The organism is Colwellia sp. MB02u-10 (assembly GCF_014077185.1).
Taxonomy (GTDB): domain Bacteria; phylum Pseudomonadota; class Gammaproteobacteria; order Enterobacterales; family Alteromonadaceae; genus Cognaticolwellia.
Window position 1 is genome coordinate 75,460 of the sequence record NZ_JACGVK010000140.1, and the last position, 20,763, is coordinate 96,222.

The following is a 20,763-nucleotide window of genomic DNA, read 5'->3' on the forward strand; positions in this document are numbered from 1 at the left end:
ATTATGAGTCAAAGCAACACAATAGAAGCGAGCCATAGCGCACCTAGTACACCCATTTGGCGTGATTATTATGAAATTACCAAGCCTAGGGTCGTCGCGTTATTAGTATTAACTGCATTAGTGGGCATGTGTTTATCTGTGCCGGGTGTTATTCCATGGCAGGTGTTAGTGCCGTCGATGATAGGTATTGGTTTTTTGTCATCTGCCGCAGCAGCGATTAATCATATTGTTGATCAGCGCATCGACAGTGAAATGGGGCGTACTCATAATCGCCCTTTGCCAAATGGTAGACTTTCCGCGCGTAATGCGTCGACATTTGCTATGACTCTAGCGGTAACCGGCTTTGCTATTTTATATAGCCTAGTTAACCCGCTCACTGCTTGGTTAACTTTTTCAGGCTTAGTCGGTTATAGTTTTGTTTATACTATGTACTTAAAGCGTGCTACCCCACAAAATATTACTATTGGCGGTTTAGCCGGTGCTATTCCCCCTTTATTGGGTTGGACAGCAATGACCAATGAAGTGCATCCTAATGCGTTATTATTAGTGTTATTAATCTTTACTTGGACGCCACCACATTTTTGGGCGTTGGCTATTCATCGTAAAGACGAGTATGCAAAAGTAAACATTCCTATGTTACCCGTCACACATGGCGTTAATTTTACCAAAACTCAAATTTTGTTATATACCGTCTTGCTCTTTATAGTGGGCTTGTTACCTTATTTAGTGGGGATGAGTAATTGGTTATATTTAATTGGTGCTGTGGTATTGAACTTAGTGTTTTTTGCTTACGCATGGAAACTGAAATTTAATGCCGATGAAAATACGGCAATGGACACTTTCAAGTTTTCTATTGTGCATTTAATGGCGTTATTTATTATTCTGTTACTCGATCATTATCTATTACCGGTAACAGGTTAATGAATAAAATTGTTATTCTGATTGTAGCCTTGGGGGCACTAGCAGCAGGTGTGATGTTATTTGGTCAGCTAAATAAAAAAGCCCCGGTTGAATTTGCCTTGCATTATCAACAAGCAAGAGATGTTAAAGCTTTTGAATTAACGGATCATTTGGGTGAAGCCTTTAACAACGCGTCGCTAAAAGGTCATTGGAGTTGGGTATTTTTTGGTTATACATCGTGCCCAGATGTTTGCCCAACTACCTTGCAAGAAATGAACTTTATTTATGATGATTTAAAAGCGATCAGCAATAAAAGCCAAGTGTTATTAGTGTCTGTTGACCCAAAACGTGATACACAAGCAAAGCTTGCCAGCTATATTGGTTATTTTAATCCGGAATTTAAGGCCTTATATGGCCATCATGGTGTGTTGTTTCCATTTGCCCGTAATTTAGGCTTAATGTATGCGATAACTGAATCAGAGCCAGCGTCAGAGAAAAAATCGGGGCAAAAAGTTAATAGCGATGCTAAAGACAATCATGGCGCAACTGCGACCAGCTATTTAGTCGATCACAGTGCGTCATTGGTTTTGATTAACCCTGCAGGTAAAGTAGAAGCTATTTTTAAACCTAAACAAGCACTGGGTGAAGTTCCGGTGATTGAAGGCGATAAACTGGTCAGTGACTTTGCCAAAATTGTCGCTTTGTATTGAGCTAGAGTTAAAGTAAATTTTAAGCTGTCAGTTAATAGCTGTCAGCTTAAAGATCACTGGTTAATTGGTCTTATCCATCATATGGATTCAGCAATCTAGTCAACAAGTTAAGGTTTACTTGAGAGCATAAATCCTACCGACAGAAAGTATGACTCGTTATCACTATTGGCCTTAATACCAATAGTGATAACAGATAACATTTACCGTGAATAAGACTATAGCGGAAACCATTCACCGTTTTCTTTGAGAATAAACCAAGGTTTTGAAAACCAATAATAGCGTCCAGGCTCACTAATGCTGGGGGCGGTACAATTGCAACGCACACGACCTGTTGGCAGTGCTGCGCTGTAATTAATAGTAAAGATTTCATCACCTTGCCATTGAATTTCTTGACGGCCTAAACCAGAAATATAGCAATTTAATTGTTCAGGATTAAAATCGTCCACATCAACCTTAAAACTTACTGAAGTTGACTCACCCTGTTGAAAAATGGTTTGCTGATTTTCTGCTTCAACGCGTATGCTAAAAGGTAAAGCATTGAGTTTATCGCGTAAGCTTGGTAATTGATCGTAAGGCTGTGAGGCCGGAAAACGTGGAATAATTGTCGTGTTAGTACTCAAGCCAACAGCGCCTGATTGTTGTGAGAAAGCGACAAAGTTATTGTCTTGTATCCACTGCTGAATTTCAGGATTATATTCACCGTAGGGATAAGCGAAATAGCGCCAACTCTGCCCAGTTTTTTCTGCAATTATTTTTTCTGCACTGAGTAACGACTGCGTGTTTTTCGCTAACCATTGTTGCATCGTCATGCCATCAGGTATTCGGATTAATGAATCGTGCGCCATGCCATGATTAGCAATAATTACCCCGTCGTCTGCCATTACTTTGAGTTGCTGCCACGAGAGATAATGCTCGGAATTTTGCTCGACAATGCCGGGATTAATAAAGATGGTAAAGGGATAATCGTGTTGATCTAATATCGGTTTACCCTGGGTTAAAATATCTAAATAAGCATCATCAAAGGTAATAACCACAGACTTATTGGGCAACGCTGTTTGTGTTTTAATTGAATTCATTAAGCTTGATAAGGCAATCACCTCAAAATTGTTGTCTGCTAGGTATTGCATATGCAGCGCAAACTGGCTTGGAGAGATACTGGTGCTGGCTGGAGTTGTATCGCTGACATGGTGATATTGTAGAATGACAGTGGCGAAGCTGGTGATGTGGAGGCAATAGCATAATGCTGCCAACAAACGAAATTTCATGTTAATCTTCCTGAGATATTTATAGAGCGTTAGTCGCTTAGGTAAAGTAGCTTTTTTTCTACTATTTAAACAGTCCATTTGCCATAAAGGTTGGCTTTTTTTGAAATTCAATAATATAGAACGCCATAAGCAGTTATTTATTCTTGCTTTACCCATGATTTTGTCAAACATTACTGCGCCTTTACTGGGTTTAGTTGATACCGCTGTTATTGGCCACCTAGAATATTCTTATTATTTAGGCGGTAGTACGGTTGGCGCCATGATCATTACCGCCATCATTTGGCTGTGTGGTTTTTTACGTATGTCGACCACCGGCTTATCAGCGCAAGCGTTTGGCCAAAAAAATAATGCATTAAGCTGTTTGATATTACTACGCGGGATTATTGTTGCATTTGCCATTGGTTTGGTCGTTATTGTATTTCAGAATTTTTACCTAGATCTTGCACTATCATTAGCCGGTGGCTCTGAACAAGTGCAGTTTTATGCGCAAGAATATAGCGCCATTCGCATTTGGGGTTTGCCAGCAGCACTAGCTAATTTAGTTATTTTGGGTTGGTTGCTGGGTAATCACCAAGCCAAAGTGGTGATGTGGTTAATTATTGCCACTAACTTGATTAACTTAGGCCTAGATTTACTCTTTGTGATTGGTTTTGCTTGGCAAGTTAAAGGTGTGGCTATGGCGACGCTGATTGCAGAATATAGTGGCTTATTTATCGGCCTAGCCTTTGTATACAATAACTTTAAACAAAAGTTTATGGGCTTATTTGCTAGCGCACAGCAAATGTTTGCTGCGGCTGTAGAGCGAACCGCCTTGTTAAGCTATTTTAAACTGAATCGAGATATATTAATTCGCACTTTATGTTTAGAAATATGCTTTATTTTTATGACCTTTCAAGGTGCTCGATTAGGTGACGATGTGATTGCTGCTAATGCTATCTTGATGAATTTTTTGTTATTAATATCGTTTGGTTTAGACGGTGTTGCCAATGCAGCGGAAGTGATGGTAGGTAAAGCGAAAGGAGAGAATAATCAAAAAAGCATGTTTGTCAGTGTCAATATTGCGCTTTTTTGGACTGGCATATTTGCGCTCGCTTATAGTTTATTGTTTTATCTGGCAGGCAATTATTTTATTGTCAGTATCTCGGATATATCGGCTGTAGTTGATTATGCCCAGCAACATTTATTTTGGATTGTCGCTTTACCCTTACTGGCCTGTTGGTGTTATTTATATGATGGTGTGTATGTGGGCTTGATGCAGGCGCATATTATGAGAAACAGCATGATAATTGCCACTTTTGGCTGCTTTTTTCCGGTATGGTGGCTATTAAAGGATTATGGTAATCATGGTCTGTGGGCGGCATTTTCAATATTTATGTTAGCACGCGGTATTACATTAGCTTGGCATTATCAGCGAAATAAGCATACTTTTTAGCGCTTTTTACCGTTTATTCTTTACCGCTTAGTGTTTTTAAGAGTAATGCTTTTAAGAATAGCACTTTTAAGGTGAGTAATTTAAGGCTTAGTGCGATTAAATATATGATACAAACGATTAGCAAATAATCCGATATAAGCGTAAATAGCCAGTAGACAACCGCAAGCTAAAATAACCACGCCGAGCATTTGCCAAAGATAGTGCTGATAGTAACCGAGAAATATAAAACAAACGCCGATAATAAAAAGACCAAGTCCACTGAGAAAACGCTGCATACTGCGTTGTGGATCTTGGCCTATTTTTTCTAATAATGACATTAAAACCTTACTGACAACAGCAGGTTATTAGTAGTATGAGTGTTCGCCACGTTCATGCTCTGTCATATCTTTTACGCCTTTAATTTCGCCAGCCATCATGTCAATTAATTGCTTCTCAATGCCGTCTTTAACGGTGACATCGATTTGGGCACAACCATTACAGCCACCGCCAAATTGTAATACAGCATAACCGTCTTCAGTGATTTCCATTAGCGTACAATCGCCGCCATGACTAGCTAGCTGAGGGTTAACCTCAGCTTTTAAGAAGTAATCAACACGCTCAAATAATGGCGCGTCATCGGCAACTTTACGTAACTTAGCATTTGGCGCTTTTAAGGTTAATTGCGAGCCCATTTGGTCAGAGGTAAAATCTATTTCTGCTTCTTCTAAATAAGTCTTACTGTCGGCGTCTATGTAAGCTGAAAAGTTTTCAAACTTTAATTCAATGTCGTCAGCTTCTATAGCGTCAGCCGGACAGTAGGATACACCACATTCTGCGCTTGCTGTACCCGGGTTTACAACAAACACACGGATACTCGTACCTTCAGCTTGCCCAGAAAGTAGTTTTACAAAGTGTTCTTGTGCAGTTTCTGAAATGTTAACCATCATACTATTTACTCTCCCTACTGGGCTTGAACTTTTCAATACCCGACTATTTTACTCAAGTATAACAATTTTACTCTTGTCTGTCATTTGGTGCTAGTCCTAGATAGCATAATTTATATAGCCAGCAGCTGAAAAGTGAACAATAAAATAGATAAATGGGCAATTATCACGAGATAACTAGTTCATATGGCATTATTTTGTTATTTTATCTAACTATTGAATCAGGAGATCTCGCATGTTGTTATCGTTGTATCGAATTGTAATATTTTGTTTATTAAGTACTTCGTTTACCGTTTTTAGTGCCAATGTAAGTACATACTTGCCCAAGGGCGCAGTTTATAGCGAAAAAGTGCCAACGCCAGAATCCGCTTTGGGCTTTGGTATTGGTGAACGCCATCCACGCCATGATCAAGTAATAAACTATCTAGAGCAAGTCGCGGCATCGTCAACTCGACTCCAAATTGAAGAAATGGGTCGAACTACACAGTTTCGCTCACAAATTTTATTAACTATTTCAAGTCCTGAAAACTTAAATAACCTTGAGAAAATTTTAGCACGGCGCTCAGATATAGCCGCCTCTGCTAAAGACCCTATTGTGGTTTGGTTAGGTTATAGTGTGCATGGTGATGAAATTAGCGGTACTAATGCGGCTATGGTGGTGGCTTATCATTTAGCCGCATCGCAAGATAAAGCTGTGGCCGATATGCTTAACGACACTATTATTGTGATAGAGCCGAGCATTAACCCAGACGGCATGGATCGCTTTGTTAATTGGGTGGCGACACATCGTGGTATCACTGAGAATTCAGATCCAAACCATATCGAACATCATCAAAACTGGCGCACGGGCCGTACCAATCATTTTGGTTTTGATTTAAACCGCGATTGGTTGCTATTGTCGCAAAAAGAAAGTCAAAATCGCCTACCTTATTTTCATCAATACCAGCCAAATGTTTTAGGTGACTTTCATGAAATGGGCGCCAATAGCAGCTATTTTTTTCAGCCAGGAATTCCCACACGAACGCATCCTTTAACACCAGAAAAAAATACCGAGCTAACGCGGTTACTCGCGACCTATCACGCCAAAGCACTCGATGAAAAAGAGCGTTTATATTACAGTGAAGAAAGCTTTGATGATTTTTATTACGGCAAGGGCTCAACGTATCCAGACATTAATGGTGGCATTGGTATTTTGTTTGAACAAGCCAGTAGTCGAGGTTTACAACAAGATACTGTTAATGGCTTACTGACTTTTGAATACGGTATACAAAACCATGTGTTAACGTCGTTATCAACCATTGAAGGTGCGTGGAAAAACCAACAAAAATTTAAAGCTTATCGACAAGACTTCTACCAACGGGCACAAAAAAAAGCCAGTGATGAAAGCTTTAATGGTTATATTTTTACTGAAACCCAAGATCATTATCGCCTAAAGACTTTTTTAGATAAGTTGCAACAACATCAAATTAAGGTGTATCCCCTTAAGCAAGATTATAAAATTAATGAGTTAACTTATTTTGCTCAGTATAGTTATTATATTCCATTAGAACAGCCGCAATACCGAGTGATTAAAGCGCTATTTAATCAACAACAAAGTTTTCAAGATAATACTTTTTACGATGTCTCAGGCTGGACGTTACCACTCGCCATGAACATAAAGTTTGCGCCTGTTGGACGTACTTGGGGTTTAAAAACGGAAGAGAAACCATGGCAACCTAGCGCTGTAAAAGCTGCTGATGTCAGCAAGTTGGCTTACGCCTATGCATTTGAATGGCATGATTTTTTAGCGCCCAAACTGTTAAATAAAATTACCAAGGCTAAGATCAAGGCAAAAGTAGCCACTAAGGCGTTTTCCGCGACAGTTAATGGCGCAGTTAAAACCTTCGAACAAGGCACTATTATTATACCAGCGGGTACTCAGCAAGTGGAAAACTGGCGTAGTATTCTCACTGACTTTGCGGCTAAAAGCCAGATAGCGCTGAACGCTTTAGATACTGGATTAACTGCAAAGGGCATTGATATTGGCAGTAGTTCATTTCGCCCAGTTTCAGCGCCGAAAGTATTATTGGTGGGTGGTAAGGGGGTATCTCAATATGAAGCAGGTGAGATGCTTTATTATCTTGATAGTCTACTGGAAATTCCGGTCACAGTCGTTGAAATGCCACGCTTAGCCGCGATTAATTTAGCTGACTATAGCCATATCATTATGGTTGATGGCCGATATACTGGGTTAGACAGCAAGGTACAGAGTAAATTTACTTCATGGTTAGTTAATGGTGGTGTGCTATTTGGTCAAAAACGCGCCGCACTTTGGCTCTCAGAAATAGAATTATTAAAAATTGATTTTGTCAGTAAAGCGCATATCGACCAGTTATTTGATACGGATAAATTAACTTACGGTGATAAAGAGCAACTGGCGGGTCGCAAACGTATTGCTGGCGCTATTTTTCAAGCTGAATTAGATGTCAGTCATCCGCTAGCATACGGTTATCAGAACAGTAAGTTACCGGTATTTCGAAATAGCACCATAATTATGGAGCAAACATCGCAGCCATTTATAACGGTAGCAAAATACAGTAATGTACCTTTGCTTAGTGGTTATACCGATAAAAATTTAGTGAATCGTTTAGCGAATAACCCGACACTGGTGGCTCACAATGTTGGTAAAGGTCGGATTATTGCGAGCACTGACAACCTAGCTTTTCGTGGCTACTTTTTGGGTAGCATGAAGATTATTGCCAACAGTTTATTCTTTGCTAAAGCCTTTAGTGCCAACTTGGCAGAATAAAGCACTAGCTAGGTATCGCTAAACATAAACTCAGGAGTGTAATACTTTGCACTCCGCTTTTTTTTAGCAACTGACAAATTTCATTGGCTGTTGTGCCTGTGGTCACCACATCATCAATCAAAATAACATGCTCAGGTAAGCTTGTCTTTGGGTTGATATTTAAGCTAAAAGCTTGTTTTAAATTTTTTCTGCGTTCAGCACCTGACTTACCCACCTGACTTTCTGTCAATTTTTTCCTGATAACAAGATCTGCTTGATATAGATAACCAACACCTTGGGCGAACTTGCGCGCAATCAGGTCAGCTTGGTTAAACCCGCGTTCTTGCCACTTTTTTAAATGTAATGGCACCGGCACGATCCAGATGTTGTCAGGCGTTAAATCTGTGTGTTTATGGTTAAGATATTGCTGCCAGTGCTGAATAAGGAGATAAGATAACAGCTCGGCTAATTCGGTTTTATGTTGATATTTTAACTGACTAATCCAAGTATTGAAGGGCCATACATAAGGCGCAATGGCTAGTAGGTGATCAAAATGTTTGATGGGGATCAGTTTTGTAACGGCGGGCCATAATAATAAATCATAAGGCAGATGTTGGTGATTAAAATAAGGTAAATCTGCTTGGCAATACTGACAAAGTAATGGGTGATGTTGGCAAGTGTTACCACATAAGGAGCAGCAGCTTATTTTTAGGCTGATTTTTTTCATCTCTTGGCGCAATGTCTGCTGTAAAGTTAATAATATTTCCCTATTGCGCTTGCTGCTAAATTCCATTTTCAGCCTCCTTTGGTTAAACTGTGCGCCTACCGGATATTGAGCACATTAAGCATGACACTCAGCATGAAAAAGAGCATGGCAGAAAGATTAAAAATTACCAGCCAAGGCCAAGGTATTCCTTTGGTCTTCATCCATGGTTGGGGCCTTAACTCGGCAGTTTGGCAACCCTGTTTAGCGCAGCTGCATGCCAACTTTCAAGTCATCACCGTTGATCTACCCGGCTTTGCGACTAATAAATCAGTACAACTGGCTCAATATTCATTAGTTGAAATAGCAGAGGCTATTATACAAGCGGTGGCTAAACCAGCCGTTTATATTGGTTGGTCTTTAGGGGGGTTAGTCGCCAGTCAAATGGCTATTCAGCACCCAGCGAAAGTATTAGGATTAGTCACTGTGGCGAGCTCGCCACAGTTTGTAGCACAAGATAATTGGCCGGGCATTAAGGCAAGTGTTTTGGCCTTGTTTCACCAACAACTTGCCCAAGACACGACAAAAACTATGAGTAATTTTTTGAAAATTCAAGCCATGGGTAGTCCACATATTCGCCAAGATATTAAACAAATTCGCGAGCTAGTTATGCAATATGAACAGCCTACGCGACAGGTTTTAGACGACTCATTAAGTTTATTAGAAAGCTCAGATTTATCTGCGCAGCTAGAAAATATTCATCAGCCATTTTTGCGCCTATACGGCAAGCTTGATGGTTTAGTACCCAAAAAAGTTATTGCCTTAATTGATCAACTTGCCCCTCACAGCCAAAGTTATATATTTGAACAAGCCTCACATGCGCCATTTATATCTCATCAAGCTGAGTTTTTAGCGATATTGGAAAGCTGGTTAACTGAATATCTTAGTTAAAGAGTAACGGTTTACTTTTTAACACTTTTGGTTGATAATTGAGCAGATAGCTGAATGTTAAATTGAACCGTAAATTTAGCAGATAACTACCGAGTATAACTACAGAGTATAAGTACAGAGTATAAGTACAGCGTAAGTGTCAGTAATCATTGAGGAGTATTTTGTGGAAATTCAATCCGCCTTTAATCTTGGTGTACAAGGACTTCAAAAAGCTAATGAAGATGTTTATAAATCGGCCGAAAATATAGCGTCTAGTGCCAGCCTAACCGCTGAATCTTATGGCGTCGCTCAAGCAAGTAATGCTCCTGTGGCTAGTGTTAACGAGCTAGCTCAACAAAAGGGTGATAGTTCGGTAAAGCTAACGCAGTCACTGATAGATTTGCGGGTGGCAGAATTTCAAGCGAAGGCATCTGTTGAAGTGATGCAATCAGCCGATGAAAACTTAGGCTCGTTATTGGACGTTACCGTCTAGCGGTTATGAATATCACGCCACAAAACACTCATCTACCCATACAAACTGCGGTAAACCTGCAGACAGATAGCTTACGTCGTGAAAATCAGCAAAGAGAAGTCATCACAAAACCTGAGCCATCGAGTCAATCAGGCGCCGAAAAAGGTCCGGCCTCTGACAAAGAGCGTGGCCGCACTCCCGCACAAAATAATCAGCAAGTAGATTTTGCCAGCTTACGTAAACAAGCTGAGCTCGCTAACGATGTTATTGGCAATAGTTCACACAATAGCTCAGGTGATGGCTCAGGCCATAATTCAGGACATAGTTCAGGGCAAGACTCAGCAAAGCACTCAGAACAAGAGGCTAATAAGCAAAATAGCGATGGCTCTGGAGAAGCAAAACCGGAACAAACCAGCTCAAGTCGTGACCAACAATCAAGTGCGGAAGAGTTGGCTAATACACAAATTATTCGCAGTTTGGAAAGTCGCGATAAAGCGGTGCGTAATCATGAAAGCGCTCATGCTGGAGTTGGTGGTTCATTTACGGGCGCGCCATCTTATTCATATGAAATTGGGCCAAATGGTAAAAAATATGCTGTTTCAGGTGAAGTCTCTGTCGATTTAACGCCCATTGCAGGTGAGCCTACAGAAACCATTGTTAAAATGAATAAAGTGCAAGCTGCTGCCTTAGCTCCGACTAATCCATCAGCACAAGATATTCGCGTTGCTGCTTCGGCGGCTAGTATTATTTTAGAGGCTCAGGCAGAGTTAACGAATATCAGCGCTGACAATGTTGAGGCTAAGCAGCAGTTAGGTCAGTTATATCCTGATAAAGAGCTGCTGAAAAGTGACACTAGCCTTGAAAATAATGACAGTAATAAAGCCTTTGATCGCCAAATTGCCCAAACCTTATCAGCGCAAGAAGCCCTAGTGCCAAGCCGATCATTAGCGATTGATGAAAGAGCGGGCCGCATTGAAAAATTTTACGCTACTATTAATCAAGCCTATGAAAAATCAGCAAGCTATCAATTCGAGCTAACTGCCTAGTGATCGCTGAGCCTGTGATACGATTTTTAGTAACAAAAAAGCCTGCAATTTTGCAGGCTTTTTACGTTTGGTAACTTTACCATTTGCTGACTATAGCAATAGTTAATTTATTGTTTAAATACCGTAATCTTCACGATATTTTCTAATGCTAGCCAAGCTATCAGTCATGTCTGGTTTTTCTTCCAAGTAGCTGATTAAGTTTGCCAAGGTGACAATAGAAATGACCTTGGTATTAAAGTCGCGCTCAACTTCTTGAATGGCAGAAAGCTCTGCTTGGCCTTTTTCTTGTCGGTCTAAGGCAATCAGTACACCGGATAATTCAGCACCGTGAGCCTGAATAATTTGCATTGACTCACGAATGGCAGTACCTGCGGTGATTACATCATCAACCAGCATCACTTTACCTTCAAGGGGTGAACCTACTAAGCTACCACCTTCACCGTGGGTTTTAGCTTCTTTGCGGTTAAAGCAATAAGGCATATCAATGTTGTAACTGTCAGCAAGTGCAACTGCTGTGGTAGTGGCAATAGGAATGCCTTTGTAAGCAGGGCCAAACAACAAATTGTAGTCAATGCTAGAATCTTGCAATGCCGCGGCATAAAAACGTCCTAAACGGGCTAAATCACCACCGGTGTTGAATAAACCCGCATTGAAAAAATAAGGACTAATGCGGCCTGACTTTAAAGTGAATTCGCCAAAACGTAACACTTGTTTAGCTAAGGCAAATTCAATAAATTCGCGTTGATAATCTTTCATAATTAGCTCCTGTCTGGCTTAATTTAAAGCGGTTTTTTGAATATCAAACAGTTCGTTAATACTGTTCTTAGCAAGTGCGAGCATTTGTTGCATTTCGTCAAAACTAAAGGGTTCTTCTTCGGCCGTGCCTTGCACTTCAATTAACTTGCCGGTTTCGGTCATGACAACGTTCATATCAGTATCCGCGGCTGAATCTTCAACATATTCTAAATCAGAAATCGCTTCACCTTTATAGATACCCACAGAAACAGCGGCAATCATGTGCTTAAGGGGATTGTTATTAATAATACCTTTAGCGCGCATATGGTTTAGTGCATCAACCAAAGCGACACAAGCGCCGGTAATTGAAGCGGTACGTGTGCCACCGTCAGCTTGAATAACATCACAATCAATCGTAATAGTATTTTCACCCAATGCAGCTAAATCAACCGCAGCACGCAATGAACGCGCGATTAAACGAGAAATCTCTAAGGTGCGACCGCTTTGTTTGCCATTGGCAGCTTCGCGACGCATACGCGTGTGAGTAGAGCGAGGTAACATGCCGTATTCAGCGTTGATCCAACCTTTGCCCTGGCCTTTCATAAAACGCGGTACACCGGTTTCCACTGTAGCGGTACATATAACTTTGGTATCACCAAACTCAATAAGCACTGAGCCTTCTGCATGAGCGGTAAATTGACGCGTAATGGTTACAGGACGTATTTGCCCTAAAGTTCTGCCGCTTGGACGCATGTTGCATTTCCTATCATAGTATAATTGCTGCGCATTATAATCGTTCGGATAGCAATTTGACATAATGACGTTACAAGTATTTTGAAATATAGTTAATTAATATAAGGTCACTCTATTGTGGGTTTGTTGTTAGTGGCTATTGAATATTATTGACGTAGAGAGAATTTATGAAATTTCAGCTGTTTATTGTTTTATGGTTAGCCAGTGTATTGTTATCAAGTTTATTGCTCACCAGCCCAGTAAGTGCGCAAGCTTCTGCACACCCGTCAACAATTGCTACTGCAAACGAATTGCCGTTATACAGTAAAGTTTATGACGATAAGCGCGACCCGTTTAAAGACGCGCAAGCAGCCATTGCCATCGCGCAAGCCAGTAACAGAAATGTGTTAATTGAAATTGGCGGCAATTGGTGTACTTGGTGTCATAAAATGGATGCTTTTCTAGCGAAAAATCCCGAAATTTACCAAGCGCTGCATGATAATTATGTCCTACTGAAAATAAGCGTGAGTGACAGCAATGAAAACGAAGCTTTTATGAAGTCGTTGCCACCCGTGCAAGGTTACCCGCATATGTATGTTTCAACCAATACTGGCCAAATGTTGTTGTCCAAAGACACCGCTGAATTACTTGACAACTTGCAGTATTCTGCACAGTACTGGCTGACTTTTCTCGCAAAATGGCAGGTAAAAAATAATAAGGAAAATTTAAATGACTCAAGTGCAAAAGGTTAACGCTATGGTTCGAAAGCAAACAACGAACAAAGCAATGTCGCCAGTGAACTCATTTTTTGATGAAAATTTTCGCACGCCCAAATGGCTACAAAAGAAAGTTTCCAGGCGCAGTGCACTAAAATCTGCAGCGGGCGCGACTATGGTTGCCGCTATGCCATTACGTGCTTGGTCAACACTGGCTAGTGAGCAATTTGCTCAGGTATTGCAAACTGACCCCTGGTTAACCCTTGAAGCGGTACTGGCGCATTTATTACCTGAGTCGCCAACGGGACCTAGTGCAAAAGAAATTCAAGCAACACAGTATTTATATAATGTCGTGTTTCAACAGCCCACCGACAGTGATGAAATTGAATTTATTTATAAAGGCGTTGGCTGGCTAAATGGTTTCAGCAACAGTGAATTACAGAAAAACTTTGTGCTATTAAGCTTTGATGAAAAAGAAAAAATATTGCGGGCCATTAGTCGCTCACGCGCGGGCGAGAACTGGTTAAGTAATTTAGTTAGCTATATTTTCGAGGCCATGCTGACTCCGCCAAGTTATGGCGGTAATCCTAATGGTATAGGTTGGCAGTGGTTAGATCATCAAGCGGGTTTTCCCTTACCTCAAGCTGGGCAGCGTTATTATGAATTACCCGGTAAACAACCTATTGTGCTGAGTAACAAAGCGCCGTTTTCCAAGACAACAAGCACACAAATTGTCAGCCATCAGCAATATATGGGCAAGAAAATAGGAACTCGAAAAGCATGAAATATGATATTTGTATAGTGGGTAGTGGCGCAGGCGCTTCACCAGTGGCTTATACCTTAGCCAACGCAGGCGCTAAAGTATTAGTGCTAGAGAAAGGCGCTTGGTTAACAGAAAAAGAGTTTTATAAAGATGAACTCGCGATCAGCTTACGTGATGCTTACAACCCGAAACTTGAAGACGAACAGCATGTTATTGAAGAAGAATATGAAAACGCCGCAGGTGAAAGTTTTTGGCAAGGCCAAGCAACCAGTGAATCGGGTTGGAGCTTTTGGAATGGCACCGTAGTTGGTGGCTCGTCAAATTTTATGAGTGGCTACTTTCATCGTTTAAAGCCGGTAGATTTTCGTTTGAAAACTGAATTTGGTGCCATTAAAGGCGCCAATGTCGTTGACTGGCCGATCAGTTATGATGAGCTAGAACCTTACTACGCGATAGTTGAAAAGGTGGTTGGTGTCTCAGGCAGAGCCACTGCACATCCACATCAAGAACCTCGTTCAACCGACTTTCCTTACCCACCCTTGGCTGAACATGCCATTTCATCGTGGATAGACAAAAGCGCAGAAAAAATAGGTTATCACACAGTGCCAGTGCCTAGAGCGATATTATCTCAACCGGCAATGGGCAGAAATAGCTGTGAATATTCAGGTTATTGCAGCAGTTATGGTTGTTCGTCAGGCGCGAAAGGTGGTGGCCGAGCGGCATTATTGAACCACGCAGTCGCTACAGGCAATTGCACCATAACACCGCATGCAAAAGTGTATAACATTGCGACTGATAGCCAAGGTGAAATATCTGGCGTGCAATATTATGACCAAGCAGGGCGCAAAAAAACTGTTCAGGCTAAATATTATGTAGTGGCATGCCAAGCCATTGAAACCTCACGTTTGTTATTGGCTTCCAAAGGCGAAAAATTCCCTAACGGTTTAGCCAACAATACCGGCCAAGTCGGTAAAAATTTAGTTTTTAGTGCCGGTGGAACAGGTCGTGGTGATTTCTTTTATAAAGACTTAACCGACGAGAAAAAAACACAACTTACCCAAGTAGGACCTTTTATTAATCGTGCGTTACAAGACTGGTATCAAATTGATGATAAAGCTTTTACCGGCATTAATCGCGATGGCAAAGCCAAAGGCGGCACCATAGACTTCTTGTTTTATCAAAATCCTATTTCGCGTGCACAAGGTACACAGTGGCAATATGATGAAAGCCAAAATAGTGAAACACTACTTTGGGGTGAGGCACTCAAACAAAGCATGAAAACTGAATTCACCAGTTATAAAACACTCCGTTTTGAAGTGTTTAATGACTGGTTGCCAACCGATAATTGTTTTGTTGCCTTAGATGACGAAGTCACCGATAAGTGGGGCGACCCTGTGGCAAAAGTACGTATTGGCGCGCATAACCACGATTTAGACGTAGGTGAATATCTCGCTGAAAAAGCTGAAAAGTTATTAGTAGAAATGGGCGCGAGCAACGTTTCATCATCGGTGAGCAGTTCGCCACCCACCAACTTAATGGCGGGTGGTTGTCGTTTTGGTCATGACCCTAAAACGTCAGTATTGAATAAAAACTGCCAAACACATGAGGTTGAAAACTTATTTGTTACCGACGCCTCGTTTATGCCAACAGGTGGCAGTGTGCCTTACACCTTTACCATTTATGCCAACTCGTTTCGCGTTGCAGACCACATTAAAGCGCGCTGGCAGCAAGCAAAGACTTAATATTGACGTAGAGCGGGTATATTGCCACCATGATCTCGCTAACTACAGCTTATTAATGTAGATACCCAGTAGTAGCTAGGGCATAATTCACCACAATGTTAATTTAAAAAATTTAGGAGACTCAATGATCCATAGTATGACAGCGTTCGCACGCCATGAAATTAAGGGCGAATGGGGCAATGCCGTTTGGGAAATCCGTTCTGTTAATCAACGTTTCCTCGAAACTTATTTTCGTTTACCCGAGCAATTTAGAAGCATAGAGCCAGTATTAAGAGAACGATTTCGCAAGCAATTAAATCGCGGAAAAGTAGAATGTAATTTACGTTTTAATGCTAACCCAGCAGAAAAAAGTAAAATTACTTTAAATACAGCGCTAGCTGCTGAATTAATGAGCCACGCCAATACTATTGCAAGTTTAGCCAATAACGCGACGGTAAACCCCATTGAAATTATGCGCTGGCCTGGTGTGATGGAAGCAGAAGAAGCTGACATGAATACCATTCAAGCAGAAGTACTGGCCGGTTTTGACCAAGCATTAAAAGACTTTATTGTTGCTCGTACCGATGAAGGTGAAAATCTTAAGATGCTTCTTGAGCAGCGCTTAGATGGTATTATCGAGCAAGCCGATATAGTCAAAGGCCACATGCCAGAAATCATAGCATGGCAACGTAAGCGCATTACCGACAAGTTTGCGGATGCCAACATTGAACTTGAGTCATCACGTGTTGAGCAAGAACTGGTATTACTGGCGCAAAAAATGGATGTTGACGAAGAAATTGACCGTCTATTTAGTCACGTAAAAGAAACCCGCAGCATATTGAAAAAAGGCGGCGCACAAGGTCGACGTTTAGATTTTATGATGCAAGAGTTTAACCGCGAAGCAAACACCTTAGGTTCAAAATCTATTAATGCCGATATCACCAACTCAGCGGTTGAGTTAAAAGTGTTAATTGAGCAAATGCGTGAGCAGATCCAGAATATTGAATAGCGTTTTGATATATCCGTAGATGTACTGTTAAGTAATTAAAGCCTCGTTAATCGGGGCTTTTTTGTGCCTGTGTGTTTTCATTTGTTCTGGTAAGTTGTAACATTATAGGTGGGCAAAGTGGTGGGCTAGTTATTTTATTAAAATTCAGGTGGTGGGCAAATGTCAAAATCAATAACAGTTAAGAAAATACAAGGCTTTATCAAAGGAGACCCTAAGCGCCACCCTATTGGTAATGGGTTATATTTGGTAGTTAGAAACTCAGCGACACCTTATTGGATGCTTCGTTATACGGCTTACGGCAAGAGAAAGGAGATCACTCTAGGAAAATACCCTGATCTATCACTTGCCGATGCTAAAGCCGATGCTGCAATTAAAACGCGTGATATTAATTTAGGCACAGATCCTCTTATTACTCGGCAACGAATTAAAGAGCAGTCGATTAAGCTGGTGGATGATTTATTTGAAGACTGGTTTGAGAACGACATAGCGAAACGACTTAAGCACCCAAACATACCAAAACGAGTTTATACAAAGGATGTGAAACCATTTATTGGTAATATTCCTATTGATCAAGTGAAGCCCCTTAAAATCCGTGAAATTATTCAGAGTATATCTGACGCAAGGCCAACGATTGCTAATGATGCTTTAATGTATCTAAAACAACTATTTCGCCATGGAATTAAATTGGGATTAATCGATCATAATCCCGCCAGCGCTTTTACTGTTACAGATGCTGGCGGAGTTGAAAAAAGCAGAGAAAGAGCATTAACACTTAGTGAAATATCTCACATGTTTCAAGTGTTCAAAAATAATATTGCTAAATTTAATCGTGATAATTACTTAGCTTGTGCATTGTTAATTACATTGGGAGTACGGAAATCTGAACTTTGCTGTGCTAAATGGGACGAGTTTGAATTAGATAAAGCGTTCTGGCATTTACCTGAAGGTAGAAGTAAAACAGGTGCGCCAATAACTATCCCTCTACCTACTCAAGTGCTTGCATGGCTTAATGAACTACATATAAGGGCATGTAGTTCTGATTATGTATTCCCAGCTAGGCGTGCTTCAAAGAAACCACATATGGGCGACGATACGTTAAATAGAGCTATTTCTTCAATGTTTGGTCATGAAGCCGGTCGTAAAATACAACCAGCCAATTTAATGGGTGATATAAAGCCATTTTCTCCTCATGATTTACGACGCACATTTAGGAGTTTAGCCTCTTCTCAAAAGGTAGATAGTCACGTAGCTGAACGTTGTTTGAACCATAAATTAAAAGGTGTTGAAGGGATTTATGATCGTTACGATTATTTGGATGAAAGACGTGAAGCACATAAAAAAATTGCTGATTATCTAGATAGAATTATAAATGAGTAGGTATTAAATATGGCTCATATACCCCTAGATCTTCTGAGCACTCGTAATAGAGAATGGCTAGATAAACTCGATTGGTTTAAATTAGAAAATTACGATGGTTTACTAGAATTAACGCAGCAACAATTGCTAGATCAGTTATTGTTCAGAACTCGGTTTTATTTAGGTTTAGATGACAAAGAAGAAAGGACTAATATATTCCCTAATACTGAAGAGTGGCAAAGTATTTTATCCGGGAATCCTATAGTAAACACTTCACTAACTCCGGAAGTAAAAAAAGATAACTGCCAATGCCTTACTGAGTTCCTCGGAATATCCGCAATTTCTAATGTTGAATTACAAACTTATGCTTCAGTAGTTGAAATGAATGAAGAAGAACCCTCTTATGTTGTTATGGCAGTTAATGCCTCTGATAACGTGTTTGTTGAAAATTTATGCATCGAATGTTTAACATTATTTGCTGAAGAGATTAATTCTAATTTTTTTGATGAAAAAGAAAGTTATGTAGATTTCAATGAACTTTGTAAATGCTGTCAAAGCTATATTGATAAATGCGATTTTAAACAGCCATATCACCTTTCTTCCATGCCAAATAAATGTAATTCCTGTAATCCTTGTACTGCTGTCTTTCACGGGTCAGATGTTACTGGAGATGACTTATTACTAAAGTTAAATCTAGCGGCTTACACAGATATTGAACTCATGAGCCATTTTTCTGATCTACTTGCTGAGTCTCGAAAAAAATTAAAAATTTTAGAGCCAGAACGTAAAAATGATGGGGTAGCTGAGCTATACATTAAAAAGATTATTAGGATGAAAATGATTCCTTATATGGATATAAGGATCTGGACTATTTATAATCATGTAAAAAATAATGATGACCTGCGTGATATGTATGATGGTGGCTTATATATACCTGAATGCTTTGAATTTACATATTCCCTTAGTAATATTAAAAAGCTTCCTTTTGTTGTTTTTAATAAAATACTATTTAGTGATCAAAAGGATGAGACTGAGATTAATCAGAAGTGGCATAAGGAATATTTTTTCGATTATTTAAACTTTGAATATATAAATACGGCCCAGCTTTATTTACGTAAAAACCCTAGCGATAGAATTACAAAAGTGAAAAATATAATCATGTTATATAAATAACACACAGCGTATAACATGTTTTTTTAAATAAAAACAGTGTGAAACTTAATTTAGATTACTCAATTCCTACTTTTCTTGTAGCACAGTAATATTCATCCCACTTAATACAAACCAACCTAAGTGGGTACAACATGAACCAACCAAACCAAGCTACACAGTTACTTGAAACTATCGGTGTAGCGCCTATCTATGATCGAATTGTCAAAGAAGCTGAGCGCGAAAGCATCACGAAAATAAGCCGTTCAAAATGTTTTCAGCTTGAGAAAACAAACCAACATCCTAAACGAGTAAGGTTATCGTCACACTCAGTGGGATGGCGTTTGAGTGCCCTTTTAAAATTTGTTGAATCACTACAAGATGTGTAACGGAGAATTTTCATGCTTTTTACATATAATAAATCTAAAGAACACAATTGCAATGTTGTTTCTGAAAGACAACCTGTAGACCGTATCATTCGGATTGATGAAATGAGAAGGCTGCTCGATGTCAGCCGAATAACACTTTACCGTTGGTCCAGAAATGGAACCTTTATTAAGCCGATTATGCATAAAAATCGTACTATTGGGTGGCCTAGAAAAAGTTATGCAGATTGGCTAAATAGAGTTTAATTACATAAATATTTAAAAGGTAACTTGCTTACCTTTTTTTATATCCTCAGATGAAACAACATGAAACAAGATGAAGTAATGATGTCTATTTTACACCTTATAAATTTAATTAAAAATCAGCTAAGTCCTATTAAAAATGGATGGCAATGGTATTTAGCAATGAATTTTAACGCAGGTTATTACTAATATTATGGCTTGTTTTTTTCTCACAGAGCCCTTTATCTACGAAGAGGATATCTGGCAAGTAATGTCATTTAAAGAAGGCCTAAATAATAAAATCATGCAAAAAACATCTGATCAACTATCTCAAATGTTAAAGCGGTACTCAAAGGTATTTGCCATACGCTTTGATCTACGCTTTTGCCTTGAAACTTATAACAACAAAATGATTAGTAAATTTAGAGATAGGCTCAACCGAAGATTAAGTAAAAAGTACAAATGTGATATTGGCTATGTTTGGGTTAGAGAGCAAACAGAATCAGCAGAGACTTCACATTATCATTACGTAATCTTTTTAAATGGTCATAAAACTTGGAAATCATTTGGCTTTGGAAAAATTATAGATTCTGTCTGTGATTCACTGAACCACTTCAGCCCTTATTACCCAAAGAACAATGGTTACATGATTAAACGCGACGATAGCAAATCAATCCAACGAGTTATTTATCGCCTGAGTTATTTAGCTAAAAATGAATCTAAAGGAAATCGTCCCCGTGGAGTAAGTGATTATGGAACGAGTAGGTTAAAAAGTATGAGAGCCAATAGATTAAATGCTTAACAGCTCCTTAATAATTCAAACAAC

At 39.8% G+C, this 20,763-nt stretch carries 23 protein-coding genes; 17 read left to right on the forward strand and 6 right to left on the reverse strand.

Annotation, left to right across the window (positions count from 1 at the left end; genetic code table 11):
- The first annotated feature begins 3 nt into the window (after window positions 1–3).
- Both cyoE and H4J59_RS18560 read left to right on the forward strand, forming a co-directional pair.
- Window positions 4–921: a heme o synthase gene (gene cyoE / locus H4J59_RS18555; RefSeq protein ID WP_182241458.1), complete on the forward strand. Its 918-nt coding sequence runs from the start codon at window positions 4–6 to the stop codon at window positions 919–921.
- Window positions 921–1,610 (forward strand): SCO family protein, encoded by a 690-nt coding sequence (locus H4J59_RS18560; RefSeq protein ID WP_182241459.1) that lies wholly within the window; start codon window positions 921–923, stop codon window positions 1,608–1,610. The genes cyoE and H4J59_RS18560 overlap by 1 nt, the downstream gene beginning before the upstream one ends.
- Window positions 1,611–1,825: 215 nt before the next feature.
- On the opposite strand, the gene H4J59_RS18565 is transcribed toward H4J59_RS18560, so the two are convergent.
- The gene (locus H4J59_RS18565; RefSeq protein ID WP_182241460.1) at window positions 1,826–2,875 is read right to left on the reverse strand and encodes a polysaccharide deacetylase family protein; all 1,050 of its coding nucleotides are present in this window, start codon (window positions 2,873–2,875) and stop codon (window positions 1,826–1,828) included.
- Window positions 2,876–2,975: 100 nt separating this feature from the next.
- On the opposite strand from H4J59_RS18565, the gene H4J59_RS18570 reads away from it, so the two are divergent.
- Window positions 2,976–4,307, forward strand: coding sequence for an MATE family efflux transporter (locus H4J59_RS18570; RefSeq protein WP_259369598.1), 1,332 nt, complete (start codon window positions 2,976–2,978; stop codon window positions 4,305–4,307).
- Window positions 4,308–4,387: 80 nt separating this feature from the next.
- Here the strand turns inward: H4J59_RS18570 and H4J59_RS18575 are convergent, their stop codons facing one another.
- Window positions 4,388–4,624: a hypothetical protein gene (locus H4J59_RS18575; protein WP_182241461.1), complete on the reverse strand. Its 237-nt coding sequence runs from the start codon at window positions 4,622–4,624 to the stop codon at window positions 4,388–4,390.
- 27 nt (window positions 4,625–4,651) lie between these two features.
- The gene (gene nfuA, locus H4J59_RS18580; RefSeq protein ID WP_182191695.1) at window positions 4,652–5,230 is read right to left on the reverse strand and encodes a Fe-S biogenesis protein NfuA; all 579 of its coding nucleotides are present in this window, start codon (window positions 5,228–5,230) and stop codon (window positions 4,652–4,654) included.
- A 235-nt stretch (window positions 5,231–5,465) separates the two neighbouring features.
- On the opposite strand from nfuA, the gene H4J59_RS18585 reads away from it, so the two are divergent.
- Window positions 5,466–8,018, forward strand: coding sequence for a M14 family zinc carboxypeptidase (locus H4J59_RS18585; protein WP_182241462.1), 2,553 nt, complete (start codon window positions 5,466–5,468; stop codon window positions 8,016–8,018).
- A gap of 4 nt (window positions 8,019–8,022) precedes the next feature.
- On the opposite strand, the gene H4J59_RS18590 is transcribed toward H4J59_RS18585, so the two are convergent.
- On the reverse strand, window positions 8,023–8,790 hold the full coding sequence (locus tag H4J59_RS18590; protein ID WP_182241463.1) for a ComF family protein: 768 nt from the start codon (window positions 8,788–8,790) through the stop codon (window positions 8,023–8,025).
- 78 nt (window positions 8,791–8,868) lie between these two features.
- Here H4J59_RS18590 and bioH point away from each other — a divergent pair, with 78 nt between their 5' ends.
- The 3 genes from bioH (at window position 8,869) to H4J59_RS18605 (ending at window position 11,148) form a co-directional block, all read left to right on the forward strand.
- Window positions 8,869–9,651 carry a pimeloyl-ACP methyl ester esterase BioH gene (bioH, locus tag H4J59_RS18595; RefSeq protein WP_182241464.1) on the forward strand — a complete coding sequence of 261 codons (783 nt, stop codon included), beginning with the start codon at window positions 8,869–8,871 and terminating at the stop codon, window positions 9,649–9,651.
- A gap of 163 nt (window positions 9,652–9,814) precedes the next feature.
- Window positions 9,815–10,123 (forward strand): hypothetical protein, encoded by a 309-nt coding sequence (locus tag H4J59_RS18600; protein WP_182241465.1) that lies wholly within the window; start codon window positions 9,815–9,817, stop codon window positions 10,121–10,123.
- A gap of 5 nt (window positions 10,124–10,128) precedes the next feature.
- Entirely contained in the window at window positions 10,129–11,148 is a 1,020-nt protein-coding gene (locus H4J59_RS18605; RefSeq protein ID WP_182241466.1) for a putative metalloprotease CJM1_0395 family protein, read from the forward strand.
- 114 nt (window positions 11,149–11,262) lie between these two features.
- On the opposite strand, the gene pyrE is transcribed toward H4J59_RS18605, so the two are convergent.
- Together pyrE and rph are read right to left on the reverse strand one after the other, a co-directional pair.
- Window positions 11,263–11,904, reverse strand: a complete 642-nt coding sequence (pyrE, locus tag H4J59_RS18610; protein ID WP_182241467.1) for an orotate phosphoribosyltransferase — start codon at window positions 11,902–11,904, stop codon at window positions 11,263–11,265.
- An 18-nt stretch (window positions 11,905–11,922) separates the two neighbouring features.
- The gene (gene rph, locus H4J59_RS18615; RefSeq protein ID WP_146879660.1) at window positions 11,923–12,636 is read right to left on the reverse strand and encodes a ribonuclease PH; all 714 of its coding nucleotides are present in this window, start codon (window positions 12,634–12,636) and stop codon (window positions 11,923–11,925) included.
- Between the two features lie 167 nt (window positions 12,637–12,803).
- On the opposite strand from rph, the gene H4J59_RS18620 reads away from it, so the two are divergent.
- The 10 genes from H4J59_RS18620 (at window position 12,804) to H4J59_RS18660 (ending at window position 20,739) form a co-directional block, all read left to right on the forward strand.
- Window positions 12,804–13,367 carry a thioredoxin family protein gene (locus H4J59_RS18620; protein ID WP_182241468.1) on the forward strand — a complete coding sequence of 188 codons (564 nt, stop codon included), beginning with the start codon at window positions 12,804–12,806 and terminating at the stop codon, window positions 13,365–13,367.
- Complete coding sequence (locus H4J59_RS18625) at window positions 13,345–14,115, forward strand: gluconate 2-dehydrogenase subunit 3 family protein (protein ID WP_182241469.1); 771 nt, start codon at window positions 13,345–13,347, stop codon at window positions 14,113–14,115. The genes H4J59_RS18620 and H4J59_RS18625 overlap by 23 nt, the downstream gene beginning before the upstream one ends.
- The gene (locus H4J59_RS18630; protein ID WP_182241470.1) at window positions 14,112–15,836 is read left to right on the forward strand and encodes a GMC family oxidoreductase; all 1,725 of its coding nucleotides are present in this window, start codon (window positions 14,112–14,114) and stop codon (window positions 15,834–15,836) included. The genes H4J59_RS18625 and H4J59_RS18630 overlap by 4 nt, the downstream gene beginning before the upstream one ends.
- A 124-nt stretch (window positions 15,837–15,960) precedes the next feature.
- Window positions 15,961–16,824, forward strand: coding sequence for a YicC/YloC family endoribonuclease (locus H4J59_RS18635; protein WP_182241471.1), 864 nt, complete (start codon window positions 15,961–15,963; stop codon window positions 16,822–16,824).
- 159 nt (window positions 16,825–16,983) lie between these two features.
- Window positions 16,984–18,201, forward strand: a complete 1,218-nt coding sequence (locus tag H4J59_RS18640; protein ID WP_182241472.1) for a site-specific integrase — start codon at window positions 16,984–16,986, stop codon at window positions 18,199–18,201.
- Between the two features lie 9 nt (window positions 18,202–18,210).
- The gene (locus H4J59_RS18645) at window positions 18,211–19,353 is read left to right on the forward strand and encodes a DUF6387 family protein (RefSeq protein ID WP_182241473.1); all 1,143 of its coding nucleotides are present in this window, start codon (window positions 18,211–18,213) and stop codon (window positions 19,351–19,353) included.
- A gap of 131 nt (window positions 19,354–19,484) precedes the next feature.
- Window positions 19,485–19,718, forward strand: coding sequence for an AlpA family phage regulatory protein (locus tag H4J59_RS18650; protein WP_182241474.1), 234 nt, complete (start codon window positions 19,485–19,487; stop codon window positions 19,716–19,718).
- A 12-nt stretch (window positions 19,719–19,730) separates the two neighbouring features.
- Window positions 19,731–19,961, forward strand: coding sequence for an AlpA family phage regulatory protein (locus tag H4J59_RS19910; RefSeq protein WP_182241475.1), 231 nt, complete (start codon window positions 19,731–19,733; stop codon window positions 19,959–19,961).
- A 60-nt stretch (window positions 19,962–20,021) separates the two neighbouring features.
- Window positions 20,022–20,147, forward strand: a complete 126-nt coding sequence (locus H4J59_RS19560; RefSeq protein ID WP_259369599.1) for a hypothetical protein — start codon at window positions 20,022–20,024, stop codon at window positions 20,145–20,147.
- Between the two features lie 61 nt (window positions 20,148–20,208).
- Complete coding sequence (locus H4J59_RS18660) at window positions 20,209–20,739, forward strand: inovirus-type Gp2 protein (RefSeq protein WP_182241476.1); 531 nt, start codon at window positions 20,209–20,211, stop codon at window positions 20,737–20,739.
- Window positions 20,740–20,763 lie beyond the last annotated feature (24 nt).